Here is a 15,735-nt window from a genome sequence, read left to right as displayed (position 1 = left end):
GATTATTTTAAAGGTGAGGTATAAATGAAGCATACTCAATGGTATTTAATTAAATTAAGAGGTGATATCCAAAAAATATCTTTTACATCAGAAGAGGCAAAAGATATTGCAAGAAAAATAGGAATTGATTTTACAAAGGAAAAGTTTGATTTGAATGAATTTACCATGGGAATTAATGTTGAATTAGAACATGGAACTAAATTTCTAAAATCCAATATAACAAATAATGATCCTATTTTAACAGGTAAAATTGCTTATGCACATCTATTAGAGTTTCCAGACTATTATACAAGGATTAAAAAGCTTGAAACAGAAGCAAATGATTATTGGAAAACAAAATTATAAAGATGCACTAATTTATAAAAAAAATTTTGTACTAGTCTTATTTGTAATTATAAAAAATTACTATTGCTTTGTGATATAATTAACGTAGATATAATTAAGAGGTAGTAATATATGAAAATAAAGATAGTTTGCTTAGATAAAAGTATTAAGTTTGAAAGTGAAAATAGTTTAGTTATAAATATAAATAGCAATAATGAAAGCTCTGAAAGACAAGTTTATAAAATAGGTAAAAATATATTAGAAAGTATTTATATAGATTATAAAGATTATAAAAAAATAATGTTTAAATCAGATATTATAATTATATTAGTAAATGATATTAATGATAAAAATATAGATAAAATAAATGACTTAAAAGGAGAAGCAAACTGTATAATTGCAATTGGACGAAATAATATACAAGATGAAGTAAGAAAAGATGAGTTTGAAAAAGCAAATAATGTAATAAAAATAAATCAGTTAATTATGGGGGAAAGAATAAACTTAAATTTATTAATGTTTATAGTTGAAAATAAAGATATTTTAAAGTATATAAAGTTAAATAAAAATAGTGTTAATGTAATATTTGAGAAAAGAAATAGTATAGGTGAAATAACAATAGAATTATTAAAACAGTTTGGAGAGATACAATATGATAAGGAATATAAGTTTTATTTATATTCTAGGGAAGAGATTAGTTTGCTAGAATTAACTTATTTAGAAGATCCAATAAGGGAATATATAAGTAATGATTCAAAATTGTTAATTAATAATCTAGTAAGTGAAATAATTGACGATAAAAGTTTATATTTTATATCAATAAGTAAATAAATTAAGTAAATAAAAATAATATATAGGTATGTTTTATTATCAAAAGCTCCATTAAATCAGTGATTGCCATTGATTTAATGGAGCTTTTGATAATTTATAAGAAAAAATAATTTGTTAAAAATATAACTTAAATAACTTAAATAATTATTTATAAATTTAAACAAATTGTAGAAAAATGTCGAGGCTTGTACAATAAATTTGTGCTTAAGAGAAAAACATTTATATGAATGTTAAAAAATATACAAGAGGAGAAATGATATGTTAGAAATTATAAAAAATACTTTAACAGACAATGCTATTTTAGGAGCAATATTTTCATCAGTAGCAATAATTCTTTTAGGGTTTTATTTAAGAAAAAGAGAAATATTAAATTCAAATACATCTAAGATGTTAACTAAATTAGTTCTTACAATTTCTTTACCAGCATTAGCGTTTACATCATTTATGAAAGATATAAATGGAGAACAGTTAAAACAAGGTATGAGTATCTTAGTTTGGGGATTTGCAATTTATATTGTATTAATTCCAATAACAAAAATAATGTATGCAAAAGTTAAAGGGGACAAGCAAGACGTATACAGAGTACTTACTATATTTGGTTCAACTACATTTTTCGGAACACCAATAGTTTCAGCAGTATATGGGGCAGTAGGTACTATGTACTCAAATATATTTAATATTGCTTATAGAGTTTTCTTATATTCATATGCATTTATAAAGATGTCTGGAACAAAGATGGATAAAGAAAACTTTAAAAAGAACCTAAAAGAGATATTCTTAAATCCAATTATTTTAGCTACATTCTTTGGATTATTTATTTGGTTATGCCAAGATATGCTTCCACAAGTTGCAGTTAATGTTAATGGAGAAGTTTCAAATTATGCATTTTTAAGAATAGATCAAACTTTACCATGGCTTTACAAACCTCTTACTTATTTAAGTAATTTAGCATCACCACTTGCATGGATTTCAATCGGAGCTACTTTAGCTGAAGTTCCATTCAAAAAAGCAGTATCTCAAAAAGATGCTTGGGGGTATAGTTTAATAAAAGTATTATGTGTTCCAGCTATAAACTTTGCTTTATTATTAGCAGTTAGTAAGTTAGGAATATTACCAGTTTCATTTGAGGGAATGGCAACAACAGTAATAATGATGGCAGCACCAACAGCAACAGTTGCAGCAGCATATGCAATTAGTTATGATAGAGAATCTTTATTTACATCAAATTGTTCATTATTATCAACAGTAGTAGCAGTAGCAGCCATGCCAGTATTAATAGTTATATTAGAAATTATAAGAAATATAGGATTATTTGCATAAATAAAATTTTATATTAAATAATAAGAAAACAATAAGGACAAGCCATTCTATAAAATATAGAGTGGCCATTGTTCTAAAAAAAGAAGATTGGAAGTTAATAACAAAGGAGAGAGTTAGTATGATAAAATTAGTTTGTTATGGTGTTAGAGAAACTGAAGTTAAATACTTTGAAGAAATAAATAAAAAATTTGGATATGATATTAAATTAGTTACTTTAGGTTTAAACCATGAAAATGTTAAAGAGGCAATTGGAGCTGAAGCTGTTATGGTAAGAGGTAACTGTAAAGCGGATAGACAAAATTTAGAATTATTAAAAGCTAATGGATTACAATACCTTTTAACAAGAACAGTTGGATTTGACCATGTAGATTTAGAAGCAGTTAAAGACTTAGAATTAAAGTGTGCTAGAGTTCCAGGATATTCACCAAATGCAATAGCTGAATTAGCAGTATCTTTAGCAATGATGTTACTTAGACATACAGCTTATACTGTAAATAGAACAAGAGAAAAGAATTTTGTTGTAGATCCATTTATGTTTAGTAAGGAAATAAGAAATTGTACAGTTGCAGTTTTAGGAGCTGGTAAAATAGGATTAACTACAGCAAAGTTATTCAAAGGATTAGGAGCAAGAGTTATAGCATATGATGTATTCCAAAGTGATGCGGCTAAAGAAGTAGTTGAATTTATGGAATTAGATGAAGTATTAGCACAAGCAGATGTTATTTCAGTTCATATGCCATTTATTAAAGGGGTAAATTATCATATGATTAATGATGAATTTATATCAAAAATGAAAGATGGTGCTATATTAATAAATACTGCTAGAGGTGAAGTACAAGATATAGATGCTATAATAAGAGGAATTGAAGGCGGAAAGTTAGGCGGATTCGGAACAGACGTATTAGAAGGTGAATCTGCAACATTCTTTAAGAATTTAAATGGACAAAAATTAGAAAATAAATCACATGAAAAGCTTATTGATCTTTATCCAAGAGTGTTAGTAACTCCTCACATAGGATCATATACAGATGAAGCTTTAACAAATATGATAGAATATTCTTATGAAAATTTAAGAGATTTCTTAAATGGAGAAGAGTGTAAAAATAGTATAGCATAATATAGTAATATATATGAGTAGAAAAAAGGGGTGTTTTTTTACACCCCTTTTTATGTATTAAAAATATTTATAAGTATAAAACTAAAATGGTGATATTAATGAAGAAAAAAATGAGTTTTAAAAATAAAATACTTTTTTTAGCTATAATTATTACATTTGTGCCATTACTTTTATCTTATTTAATTTTTATTTCATCAAAATTAACTGATATAAATGAAAATATAAAAAATTCATTAAGAGAAGTTGGATATAGTATAAGTAATAGTGAGTTAATTAAAGAAAAACTTAATACAAAAACAAATGATGGTAGTGTTCAAGAATATACTAAGGGATATATAGAAAACATTAACAATATTGACATTATTGTAGTTGGAGATATGACGGGAGAAAAGTATTCACATTTAGATGAAAGTCAGATAGGTAAAATATATGTCAATGAGGATAATAAAAGAGTTATAAGGAATGCAGACAGCTATTATTCTGTTATGGAAGGTTCTATGGGAATTACATTAAGATGGTTCGAACCAATATTTTTTGAGGGTAAGCAAGTTGGTTTTGTTATGGTGGGAAAATATTATAATGATATTACAGTAATTAACTTGCAAGCTAAAGTTAAATATTTATTATTGTTTATTTTCTCAATGTTTATTTCGATGATAGGGGCTAAAATATTATCTAATAAGGTTAAGAAATCAATATTAAATATGGAACCCTTTGAAATAGCAGCACTGTATAGGGAAAAAAATATAATACTTAATAGCGTTAAGGATGGTATTATTTCTTTAAATAAATATAAGAAGGTTATTGAGCTAAATAAAAATTGTTATAGATTATTTGAAAACTTTGATGTTAAATATATTTTAGAAAAATTAGATTACTATATAGATAAAAAAGAAGAGTTTGAAATGAAGGAATTTATTATTTTAGATAAGAAAATTTTTGTTACTATGAAGCATATTTATTTAGATGATAATTGCCTTAGAACTATAATAACATTAATTGATAAACATCCTATTAATAAAATTGCTAAAGAAATAACTGGGGTAGATGAAGTTGTTAAAAATTTAAGAGCAAACGTTCATGAATTTAAAAATAGTCTTCATGTTATTTTAGGATTACTTCAAATAAAGGCTTATGAAGAAGCCAAGAATTATATACTCAGATTACAAAAAGTTCAAGAAAATAGTACAAAAAAGTTTTATAATATAAAGGATAAATATGTTCGTGGTCTGCTAATTAGTAGAGAGTTAGTAGCTAGAGAGAGAAAGCTAGAATTAAATTTAACAGATGAATCTTTTTTAGAAGAGGATCATGGAATAATTGATTCAAATGATATAGTAACAATATTAGGTAATTTAATTGAAAATGCATTTGAGGCTTGTTCATTAAAAGGAGATAATAATAAAAGGGTTGAAATATCACTATATGAGGATGAATCGGTTATAGAAATGCAAGTGCGAGATAATGGGATAGATATTGATTTAAACTTGAGAAATAGAATTTTTAAAGAAGGAATATCTTCAAAGGGTAAAGGTAGAGGGACAGGACTATATTTAGTAAAAAATAGAGTTGAATTATATAATGAAAATATTGATATAGAAGAGTTTGATGGTGAAAAAATATTTGTTATTACAATTTTAAAAGGGGAAGAAAAATGATGAAGGTATTAATTGTTGAAGATGATCCAATGGTTGCATTAATAAATAAAAGTTATTTAGAACAAATTGGTGATATTGAAGTTTTAGGGCCTGTAATGTATGAAAAGGATATTATTAATATATTAGAAAAAGAAGATATAAATATAATACTTCTAGATGTGTTTTTACCAGAAAAAAGTGGGATTGAGATATTACAGTCACTTAGAAGTAAGAGTTTTTTCAATGATGTAATAATGATTACTGCAGCAAATAATATAGAGGAAATAAAAAAGGCTTTTGCATATGGAAGTATAGATTATTTAGTTAAACCTTTTGAATTTGAAAGATTTAAAGAAGCTATAAATAAGTATAAAATAAAAAGAAAATTATTAAATAATGATAAAGTATTAACTCAAAGTGATATAGATACTTTAATTATAAATAAATCTGAAGAAGTAGGGTTAAAACTTCCAAAAGGATTAAATAAAAAAACATTAGATAAAGTAATAGAATTTTTAAATGAAAATTCAAAAAAAATATGGACACTTAGAGAAATTGCATATGAAATGAAAATAAGTAATGTAACTATAAAAAAAGTATATGGATTATTTAGAAAAGAATGGGAAAGTAAGTTCGGAAATATCATTTGGAAATATTGGAAGACCAGAATATAAGTATTCTGTTATAAAAAGTAAATTATTATAAAATCATGTGGATTTGTAAATAAATATTATGGTATAATTTCGGTAAAGAATAATGATATTTAAGGGGGCATATTTATGGAATATAACAAATATAAATATATTGGATTTTTAGGACTATTATCATTAGTAGGGCTTAAAGGAGTTGTTACACATAATTACTTATGGTTTTTATTATTTATAAATTATTTGTGGTTTACCTTTTTTTATGAGAATAGCATTGTTTATAAATTAAGTTTAAATAGAAAATAAAAGTTTGAAAAAGATTTTTGTATATATTACAAAAATCTTTTTTTATAGGAATTTATATATTAATCATAATTATATATGTAAAATTAAATATATATAATATGTGGTATAAATAAGGAGAATAATTAAAATATGGATAATAATTATGAGATGTTAATTAAAATTTTAAAAGAAAAGAAAAAAATATGTATAGCATTTTCGGGTGGTGTTGATAGTACTTTTTTGCTAAAGGCAGCGAAAGAAGCTTTAGATAAAAATATACTTGCAATTACGATAGTTTCATCTATGAATCCCAAAAGAGAAATTAAAGAAAGCGTAGAATTTTGTAAAGAAATAGGGGTAAAACATATTTTAATAGATGCGGATGAGTATAGTATTCCAGAATTTGTTGCTAATGATAAGGAACGATGTTATTTTTGTAAGAAAGAAATATTCACAAAAATAAAAGAAAAAGCTAAAAATGAAGGTTTTGATATAGTTGCAGATGGAAGCAATATTGATGATGATTCAGATTATAGGCCAGGTATGAAAGCATTAAAAGAGTTAGGAATAGTTAGTCCATTAAAAGAAGCTAACCTTAGTAAAAATGAAATAAGAAAAATATGCAAAGAAATAAATTTAAGTGTTTGGAATAAGCCATCAATGGCATGTTTAGCATCAAGAATACCATATGGTACAGCTATTAGTAGAGATAAATTAGAAAAAGTTGAATTAGCGGAAGAGATCTTATTAAATAAGGGTTTTAAACAATTTAGAGTAAGATATTATGATAATCTTGCTAAAATAGAAGTTCTAAAAAAGGATATTAATAAAATAATAGCTATTTCAGATGAAATTATAGGTAGTTTTAAAAAAATAGGATTTAATTATATAGCTTTAGATTTAGAAGGGTTCAGAAGTGGTAGCATGAATGAGGTTTTAAAATTATAGTAAAAAATAGATGCCAAGAGGTTTGGGCATCTATTTTTTTGATTAATAAATAAAATTTAGGAGTTTTTTATTTTATTCTTAAATTCTAAATATTGTTTTAAAACATTAGGATTTTTTTTTAAAAACTCATTAAAAATTCTTAAGTCTTCAACAGTATCCGCCTTAATTACATGTTCTATTAATTCAGTTTCTATTAGTACATCATTTTTTTGACTTAAGTTCTTTAAAAATTTTTCAATTATATTATGTCTTTTATATAAGAAAGCACCAATTTCAAGACCTTTATCAGTTAATGATATTAATCCATATTTTTGATATTTTATTAATGATAAGTTTCCAAGTTTTTGCATCATTTTAGATGCGGAAGAATCTCTAACATTTAACATTTGTGCAACTTGATTTAATCTTATGTATGTATTTTCTAAACTACATCTATAAATCATTTCTAAGTAATCCTCCATAGAAGGGGTTAGTAATTTATTAGCGGCATTTATCATTTCATAGCCTTTAACTGTATGAAAATCTTTGTTTATAAAAATCACCTCAACAATAATAATACAAATTTTTACAAAAATCGTGTCTAATTAATATTTATGCGCATATGTTAGACTAGGGAAAGATTTTTTCACTAGAATTAAAAAACAAAAAAACAAAAAAACAAAAAGGGGATTGTTAAAATGGAAAAACAATTAAATGATATTATGCCATTAAGTAACTTACTGTTAGGAGATAAATGTAAGGTTAATTCACTTATTGCTCATGGACCTATAAGAAGAAGACTTTTAGATCTTGGGTTAATAGCAGGTACTGAAGTAATGGCACTTGAGCAAAGTCCTTCAGGTGATCCAATAGCTTACTTTATACGTGGTGCTGTAATTGCATTAAGATCAGAAGATGCGTCACAAATTTTAGTTGAAAAAATATAGCTTTATTTTATGGATATTTATAAAAAGTAAATTAAATTACTATTTTAATAAATTTTTATTGGAGGAATAAATATGGGTTTAACAAAGCAATCAACAGGAACTCATGCAATGGATGAAAGTTTAAAAATAATGAAAGACTCTGAAGATGAAAAAATAATTGCACTTGGGGGAAATCCTAATGTTGGTAAAAGTACTGTGTTTAATAATTTAACAGGATTAAAACAGCATACAGGAAACTGGCCAGGAAAAACAGTAAGCAATGCTACAGGTAAATATCAGCATAATAATAAGGATTTTATATTAGTTGATATTCCAGGTACCTATTCACTAATGGCGAATTCTGAGGAGGAAGAAGTTGCAAGAGATTTCATATGCTTTGGAAATCCTGATGCAACTGTAATTGTTGTAGATGCTACTTGTTTAGAGAGAAATTTAAATTTAGTACTTCAAACTATAGAAATAACTAATAAGGTTATTGTTTGTGTTAATCTTATGGATGAAGCTAAAAGAAAGGGAATTACAGTTGATTTAATAAAATTATCATTATTATTAGGTGTACCAACCGTTGGAACTAGTGCTAGTTTAGGAGAAGGTTTAAATGAATTAATGGATTCAGTATATAACGTTACTTTTAATAAAACTATGCCGAATCCAATTAAAATTAAATATGACGAAAAAATTGAAAATGCTATTAAAATAATAGAACCTACTATTACTAAAATACTTAAAGATAAAATAAATTCAAGATGGCTTGCATTAAAATTATTAGAAAATGATACTTCATTATTAAACTCTATAAATAAATATTTAGGATTTGATATAACTAATAATAAAGAGGTAATTCAAGTTATTGAAGAGGGAAAAAAATACTTAAATACTAATGGAATAAATCATGAAACCCTTAGAGATGAAATAGTTTCAGTTATAGTTAAGAAATCAGAGAAGATAAGTAAAAGTGTAACTTCATTTAGAAAAGAAGAGTATAATTCTACTGACAGAAAGATAGATAAAATATTAACATCAAAGAGATTTGGGATACCAATAATGATATTGCTTTTAGGTATTGTTTTTTGGTTAACAATAACTGGAGCAAATTATCCTTCACAACTTTTATCTGATGGGTTATTTTGGATACAAGATAGATTAACGGAATTCTTTATTTGGATTGGAGCACCATGGTGGGTTGAAGGTATTTTGGTTCAAGGTATGTATAAAACCTTAGCCTGGGTAGTAGCTGTTATGTTACCTCCAATGGCAATATTCTTCCCGTTATTTACGTTACTTGAGGATTTAGGATATTTGCCAAGAATAGCATTCAATCTAGATAATTTCTTTAAAAAATCATGTGCATGTGGAAAGCAAGCTCTTACTATGTGTATGGGATTCGGATGTAATGCAGCTGGTATAATTGGATGTAGGATAATAGACTCACCAAGGGAAAGATTAATAGCAATTATTACAAATAACTTTGTACCTTGTAATGGTAGGTTTCCTACTTTAATAGCAATAATAACAATGTTTTTTGCAGGGATGTTTATAGGTCCTTTTAAAGCTGTATTATCAACAGCTTTGTTAGTAGGAGTAATTATTTTAGGCGTTTTAATGACTCTATTTATATCAAAAGTTCTTTCAAAAACTATTCTTAAAGGTGTTCCATCATCATTTACCTTAGAGTTACCACCTTATAGAAAACCACAAATAGGAAAAGTGATAGTTAGATCTATTTTTGATAGAACATTATTTGTTCTTGGAAGAGCTATAAGTGTTGCAGCTCCAGCAGGTATAGTTATTTGGATTATGGCTAATGTAACTGTAGGAGATTTGAGTTTATTAACTCATTGTGCTAACTTCTTAAATCCATTTGCTCAAGCAATAGGATTAGATGGATATATATTAATGGCATTTATACTAGGTTTTCCAGCTAATGAGATTGTAGTTCCAATAATAATTATGAGTTATATGGCAACAGGAAGTATGTTAGAGTTAGAAAGTTTTATAGAGTTAAGAAATTTACTTGTAGCAAATGGATGGACATGGCTTACTGCAGTATGTGTAATGCTATTTTCACTTATGCATTGGCCTTGTAGTACAACATGTTTAACAATAAAAAAGGAAACACAGAGTTGGAAATGGACAGCAGTATCATTTTTAGTTCCAACAGTAATGGGAATAGTAATTTGTTTTATTTTCACTAGTGTTATAAGGCTTTTAGGTTTGGCATAAAAATTAAATTTAATATGAAAGAACTAGGATGTGCATAGTCCTAGTTCTTTTATATAATATTGTTTTACTACTTAAGCTTTGTGATTCATCATAATACTTTTTACTTGTTTAATATTTTCTGGCTTGATTAAGGCTAACATTCTTGGAATAAAAGTCATCATATACTCTACTTATAATATATAATTTTAAATAATGAAATATTATTTTAGTACCCTATTGGATTTACTATTGTTATAATTAAGATATAAATTATTTAAAAAGGAGAGGAAAAAATGATTAAACATATAATTTTATGGAATTTTCAAGAGGGTAAAGGTAGTGAAGAAGATAAATTACAAATAAAAAATGGTCTTGAAGGATTAAAAAATAAAATACCAGGAATAGTTGAAATAGAAGTTATAACTAAACCAGTAGCAGGAAGTAATGCAGATATAATGTTAAATAGCACTTTTGAAAATGTTGAAGCATTAAATAATTATCAAGTTCATGAAGAGCACGTTAAAGTTGCAACATTTGTAAGAAGTGTAACTTGTAATAGAATGTGTATGGATTACGAAATATAGAGGGGTGCATTAGTGGAGCAGTTGTATGTCGATAATATAGTAAAACAATATTTTAATAGTAAAAATTATTATATTAAAGAAGGATCTAGTGGTATGAATAATACCACTAAATTTTTAGTAGTAGATAAGAAAGAGTATATTTTAAGAATATATGAAAGCCATAATGAAATAGAAAAAGTTAATTATGAGCATTGTATTTTAAAAGCTTTGAAGAAGAGAAATTTATCTTTTAATATTCCAGAGCCTAAGGTTAATTTAAATGGAAAAACTATAGGGGCAAGTAGTGATGGAAAGTTAATTTCTATATCTGATATGATTAATGGAAAAAATCCAAAGTTAGAAAGTATTAATCAGTTTTATAGTTTGGGTAAGGTAGTAGGAGAAATAACAAATGAATTAGCTAAAATTGATATAGAAATAGAACCAATATACGCATCATGTTATGAATTAGAAAAATCATACCCGAAATGTCCATTGAATAAAGTTATAGAATTTTGCATTAATCCTCCAGAGGAATTTAAAAATGAAGAAAAAGAGCTTATAGAGTTAAAAAAATATTTTGAAGGGTTTCAGAATGTTATTCCAATATTAAGAAACTTACCACATCAGCTTATTCATGGAGATATTAATGCATCTAATGTATTAGAGGATGAAAATAATAATATATCTGCTGTTTTAGATTTTGAGTTTGTTGCTAAAGATTTAAGGGCAATGGATTTAGCTATATGTTTATCTGAAGCTATTGCGAACGATTATAATGATGAATTTAAATTTAAAAATATGAATAGTTTTATTATAGGATATAAGGAATATATAAATCTTACAATTGATGAAATAAAAATACTTCCATATCTAATAATGCTTAGAAGATTAGATGTAATTGTACATTTTCTTGTTAGATATAATGATGGTATTAGTAATAGTTTTATTTCTGCTAGTGATATACTTAAAGAGCAAATAATAAAAGCAGTAAAACTTTGTGATTGGGTATATAAAAATGAAGGAGAAATAATAAGATTATTTATGTAAAGAAAACTATTATTAATTAAATAAATTATGAATAATACTAAGTTATATAGATATATAAATTTAGTATAAAATAAAAGTTAGAATAGGAGGGGTTTTGAATGAATGAGGTTATAAATAATATTAAATCTAGAAGAAGTTGTAGGGCTTATAAGGAAAAGCAAGTATCTAATGAAGAATTAAATGAAATTTTAGAGTGTGCTTTATCTGGACCAAGTGGTATGAATAGTCAAGGTTGTTATTATACAGCTATTCAAAATAGAGAGGTATTACAAGAATTAAATGAAGCAGTAAAAAGTGTGTTTAGACAAAGAGAAGATGAAAGAGGATTTAATGAAAATTATAATTTTTATTACAATGCACCAACTCTTATAATAGTAACTGCTAAGAAAGATTACAAATATTTTTATACTGATGGTTCAGCCGGTCTTGAAAATATATTTTTAGCAGCAACATCCTTAGGTTTGGGGTCATGCTGGATAAATCAATTAGGTGATACTTGTAATTCTTATGAAGTAAGAAAAATACTTTATAGATGTCATATACCATCAGGATTTGAAGTTATAGGATGTGCATCGATTGGATATATAGAGAAGGAAAGTGTAGTACCGAAAAGAATTCAAGGAAGAAGTTTAATTATAAGATAAGATCAATTTAAGATTTCTTAGGAAAGATGACAAGTATAAGCTTGTCATTTTTTTTGTATAATTTATTAAAAATAGTGAGAGTATAAAAGGGAATTGAGAAATAATAGAATAATTAAGGAGTAGAATATGGGAAGTATAACATTATTATTAGATAAGTATGGATATATAATCCTTTTTATATCATTATTTTTTGAATTATTAGCACTGCCACTGCCAGGAGAAATTTTAATGAGTTATTGTGGGTTTGTTGTTTTTCAAGGAAAATTAAATTTAACTTTATGTATTATTGTATCAAGTTTAGGAGTAATATCTGGAGTGACTTTATCTTATTTAATTGGAAAAAAGGTAGGAGTTAAATTTTTTAATAAATATGGACAATATATTCATTTAGGACCAGAAAAGTTAGAAAAAGTTGATAAATGGTTTGATAAATATGGAAATAAATTTTTAATAGTTACATACTTTATACCGGGTATTAGACATATTACAGGTTATACTGCAGGTATTACAAATTTATCATATAAAAAATTTGCTATTAATGCATATTTAGGAGCTTTTATTTGGATAACTATATTTATAGTTTTAGGTAAAAGTTTAGGTGCTAATTGGAATAGTGTTGGTAAGTATATAGGAAGATATTTAATTTTAGGATTTTTAATATTAATAATTGCTATAGGTATTATATATTTATTAAAAAAAATAGTTAGATGTTTTTTAAATATATAATTAAAACAAACAACATTAAACTTGTATTATACATAGTTTAATATTGTTTGTTTTTTTTATTATGCAACATTTAGACATGTATTAATAACAAATAGTCATAGTTTTTAAAATTGGATAAGGTATAATAAATGTATACTGTGAAAACGTTATTTAAAATTAAAAGTATATTCATTGGGAGGATAGTATGGAGATAATATTTAACAAAGAAAATATGTTATTTCATATAAAATCAAATAGAACAAGTTATGTAATGAGAGTTTTAGAAACTGGTCATTTAATTAATTTATATTGGGGAAGAAAAATTAAGTCAAATAAAATAGATTATATAGTAAAGAAAAGACCTTGTGGAAGTTTTTTAGCAGACTTAGATAATATTGATGCACTACATTTAGAGGTAATTTCACAGGAGTATCCAAGTTACGGGAACCCTGATTTAAGATCACCTGCTATTCAAATAAAGTTGGAAAATGGAACAACGGTAACAGATTTTAGATATTATAGTCATGAAATATATAAAGGTAAAAAAGGACTTCAAGGATTACCGGCAACTTATGTTGAAAAGGAAGATGAAGCTGAAACTTTAGAAATAACTTTAAAAGATGAATTAGCAGGAATAAGAGTAGTATTATCATATACTGTTTTTGAAAATTATGATGCAATAACAAGAAGCTGTAGAATTATAAATGATAGTAAAAAAGACGTTGATGTATTAAGAGCTTTAAGTGCAAACGTTGATTTTAAAAATAGTGATTTTGATTTAATTCAATTATCAGGTTCTTGGGCAAGAGAAAGACATATAATAAGAACTCCATTAAGAAATGGTGGACAATGTGTTGAAAGTAGAAGAGGAGCAAGTAGCCATGCTCAAAATCCATTTATAGCATTAGTAAGTAAAGATGCAAATGAGGATAATGGAGAAGTTTATGGATTTAACTTAGTTTATAGTGGAAACTTTTTAGCAAATGTAGAAGTTGATATGCATAGTAATGCAAGAACTCAAATTGGTATAAATCCATTTGATTTTACTTGGAATTTAGAATCAGGAGAAGAATTCCAAACTCCAGAAGCTGTTATGGTATATTCACCTAACGGATTAACAGGAATGTCTCATATATATCATGATTTATATAGAGAAAGATTATGTAGAGGAACTCATAGAGATAAAGAAAGACCTATTCTTATAAATAACTGGGAAGCAACATATTTTGATTTTAATAATGAGAAAATTAAAGATATAGCTAAAGAGTCTAGTGAGCTTGGAATTGAATTATTTGTATTAGATGATGGTTGGTTTGGAGAAAGAAATAATGATGATTCTTCTCTTGGGGATTGGTTTGTAAATGAAGAAAAGCTACAAGGTGGATTAAATGCATTAGCAACTGATATTAATGAAATGGGAATGCAGTTTGGTTTATGGTTTGAACCAGAAATGATATCACCAAAGAGTAAACTATATGAAGAACATCCTGATTGGTGTATTCATATTGATGGAAGATTAAGGTCAGAAGCAAGAAAGCAGCTTATATTAGATTTATCTAGAGATGAGGTTTGTGATGCTGTAATTAAGATGCTTACAGATGTATTAAAATCAGCACCTATATCATATGTAAAATGGGATATGAATAGAAATATGACTGAAATAGGTTCACCAGCATGGCCAGCTAAAAAGCAAAAGGAAGTTGCTCATAGATATATGTTAGGTTTATATAAGATATTAGAAAATCTAACTTCTAATTTCCCTAATATTTTATTTGAAAGCTGCTCTGGAGGCGGTGGAAGATTTGATGGTGGAATGTTATATTATATGCCTCAAACTTGGACAAGTGATGACACTGATGCAATTGAAAGATTAAAAATTCAAGAAGGAACTTCATTGGTATATCCAACAAGTGCAATGGGAAGTCACGTTTCAGCAGTGCCAAATCACCAAGTTCATAGAATGACTCCACTAAATACAAGAGGGGTAGTTGCTATGGCAGGTAGCTTTGGATATGAACTAGATATAACTAAGATGACAGATGAAGAAAAGGAAGAAGTGAAGTCACAAGTTGAATTATATAAAAATATTAGAAGTACTGTACAATTTGGAGATTTATATAGATTAAAGAGTGCTTTTAACAGCAATGAAGTAGCATGGATGAATTTATCTAAGGATGGGAAAAAGGCAGTAGTTAGTTATGTTAAAAAGTATGCTGAACCTAATGTAATACCAGGAAGATTGAAGGTAAAAGCATTAAATGAGGAAGCTTTATATGAAGTTATTGAAACAGGAGAGGTATTTGGTGGAGATGAGCTTATGTATATAGGACTTGAAATAGGAGAACTTACAGGAGATTATCAAGCTAAAAGTTGGACTTTAAGAAAAATTGACTAAAATGATTAAGTAAAGCTATTATTTTTATTAGTGAAATAAAATTTTAAAAAGCAACATAGTACCATATGAACTGCCCCCCGTCAAGTAGACAGGGTAAATAATAAAAAATTATGATGCTAAGGTATGACTCCTATATTCAAG

At 26.3% G+C, this 15,735-nt stretch carries 16 protein-coding genes; 15 read left to right on the top strand and 1 reads right to left on the bottom strand.

Annotated features, from left to right (window positions below; genetic code table 11):
* Positions 1–24 precede the first annotated feature (24 nt).
* The 8 genes from HCG76_RS09970 (at position 25) to larE (ending at position 7,109) form a co-directional block, all read left to right on the top strand.
* Entirely contained in the window at positions 25–345 is a 321-nt protein-coding gene (locus HCG76_RS09970) for a DUF5661 family protein (RefSeq protein WP_221700185.1), read from the top strand.
* A gap of 111 nt (positions 346–456) precedes the next feature.
* Entirely contained in the window at positions 457–1,155 is a 699-nt protein-coding gene (locus HCG76_RS09965; RefSeq protein ID WP_221700184.1) for a hypothetical protein, read from the top strand.
* A 258-nt stretch (positions 1,156–1,413) separates the two neighbouring features.
* On the top strand, positions 1,414–2,475 hold the full coding sequence (locus tag HCG76_RS09960) for an AEC family transporter (protein WP_221700183.1): 1,062 nt from the start codon (positions 1,414–1,416) through the stop codon (positions 2,473–2,475).
* Positions 2,476–2,593: 118 nt separating this feature from the next.
* Positions 2,594–3,592 carry a 2-hydroxyacid dehydrogenase gene (locus HCG76_RS09955; protein WP_221700182.1) on the top strand — a complete coding sequence of 333 codons (999 nt, stop codon included), beginning with the start codon at positions 2,594–2,596 and terminating at the stop codon, positions 3,590–3,592.
* A 98-nt stretch (positions 3,593–3,690) separates the two neighbouring features.
* Positions 3,691–5,250 carry an ATP-binding protein gene (locus HCG76_RS09950; protein ID WP_260458090.1) on the top strand — a complete coding sequence of 520 codons (1,560 nt, stop codon included), beginning with the start codon at positions 3,691–3,693 and terminating at the stop codon, positions 5,248–5,250.
* Positions 5,247–5,903, top strand: a complete 657-nt coding sequence (locus HCG76_RS09945; RefSeq protein WP_260458089.1) for a response regulator — start codon at positions 5,247–5,249, stop codon at positions 5,901–5,903. The genes HCG76_RS09950 and HCG76_RS09945 overlap by 4 nt, the downstream gene beginning before the upstream one ends.
* Positions 5,904–6,008: 105 nt before the next feature.
* Entirely contained in the window at positions 6,009–6,182 is a 174-nt protein-coding gene (locus HCG76_RS09940; protein WP_195987192.1) for a hypothetical protein, read from the top strand.
* A gap of 129 nt (positions 6,183–6,311) precedes the next feature.
* Entirely contained in the window at positions 6,312–7,109 is a 798-nt protein-coding gene (gene larE, locus HCG76_RS09935) for an ATP-dependent sacrificial sulfur transferase LarE (protein WP_221700180.1), read from the top strand.
* Positions 7,110–7,165: 56 nt separating this feature from the next.
* Here larE and HCG76_RS09930 read toward each other — a convergent pair whose 3' ends face one another.
* Positions 7,166–7,642: a metal-dependent transcriptional regulator gene (locus HCG76_RS09930; protein ID WP_221700248.1), complete on the bottom strand. Its 477-nt coding sequence runs from the start codon at positions 7,640–7,642 to the stop codon at positions 7,166–7,168.
* A 144-nt stretch (positions 7,643–7,786) separates the two neighbouring features.
* Here HCG76_RS09930 and HCG76_RS09925 point away from each other — a divergent pair, with 144 nt between their 5' ends.
* From HCG76_RS09925 to HCG76_RS09895, 7 genes are all read left to right on the top strand, one after another.
* On the top strand, positions 7,787–8,035 hold the full coding sequence (locus tag HCG76_RS09925; RefSeq protein WP_221700179.1) for a FeoA family protein: 249 nt from the start codon (positions 7,787–7,789) through the stop codon (positions 8,033–8,035).
* Positions 8,036–8,107: 72 nt separating this feature from the next.
* On the top strand, positions 8,108–10,258 hold the full coding sequence (feoB, locus tag HCG76_RS09920; RefSeq protein ID WP_221700178.1) for a ferrous iron transport protein B: 2,151 nt from the start codon (positions 8,108–8,110) through the stop codon (positions 10,256–10,258).
* 272 nt (positions 10,259–10,530) lie between these two features.
* Positions 10,531–10,821 (top strand): Dabb family protein, encoded by a 291-nt coding sequence (locus HCG76_RS09915; RefSeq protein ID WP_221700177.1) that lies wholly within the window; start codon positions 10,531–10,533, stop codon positions 10,819–10,821.
* Between the two features lie 12 nt (positions 10,822–10,833).
* Positions 10,834–11,850: a phosphotransferase gene (locus HCG76_RS09910; protein WP_221700176.1), complete on the top strand. Its 1,017-nt coding sequence runs from the start codon at positions 10,834–10,836 to the stop codon at positions 11,848–11,850.
* A gap of 98 nt (positions 11,851–11,948) precedes the next feature.
* The gene (locus HCG76_RS09905; protein WP_221700175.1) at positions 11,949–12,494 is read left to right on the top strand and encodes a nitroreductase family protein; all 546 of its coding nucleotides are present in this window, start codon (positions 11,949–11,951) and stop codon (positions 12,492–12,494) included.
* Between the two features lie 126 nt (positions 12,495–12,620).
* Positions 12,621–13,220 (top strand): DedA family protein, encoded by a 600-nt coding sequence (locus HCG76_RS09900; protein ID WP_221700174.1) that lies wholly within the window; start codon positions 12,621–12,623, stop codon positions 13,218–13,220.
* Between the two features lie 184 nt (positions 13,221–13,404).
* The gene (locus HCG76_RS09895; RefSeq protein WP_221700173.1) at positions 13,405–15,594 is read left to right on the top strand and encodes an alpha-galactosidase; all 2,190 of its coding nucleotides are present in this window, start codon (positions 13,405–13,407) and stop codon (positions 15,592–15,594) included.
* Positions 15,595–15,735 lie beyond the last annotated feature (141 nt).

This window comes from Clostridium sp. K13, assembly GCF_019734195.1.
Taxonomy (GTDB): Bacteria; Bacillota; Clostridia; order Clostridiales; family Clostridiaceae; genus Clostridium.
Note: the sequence above shows the minus strand (reverse complement) of the source record. Positions and strands in the feature narration are given on the sequence as shown.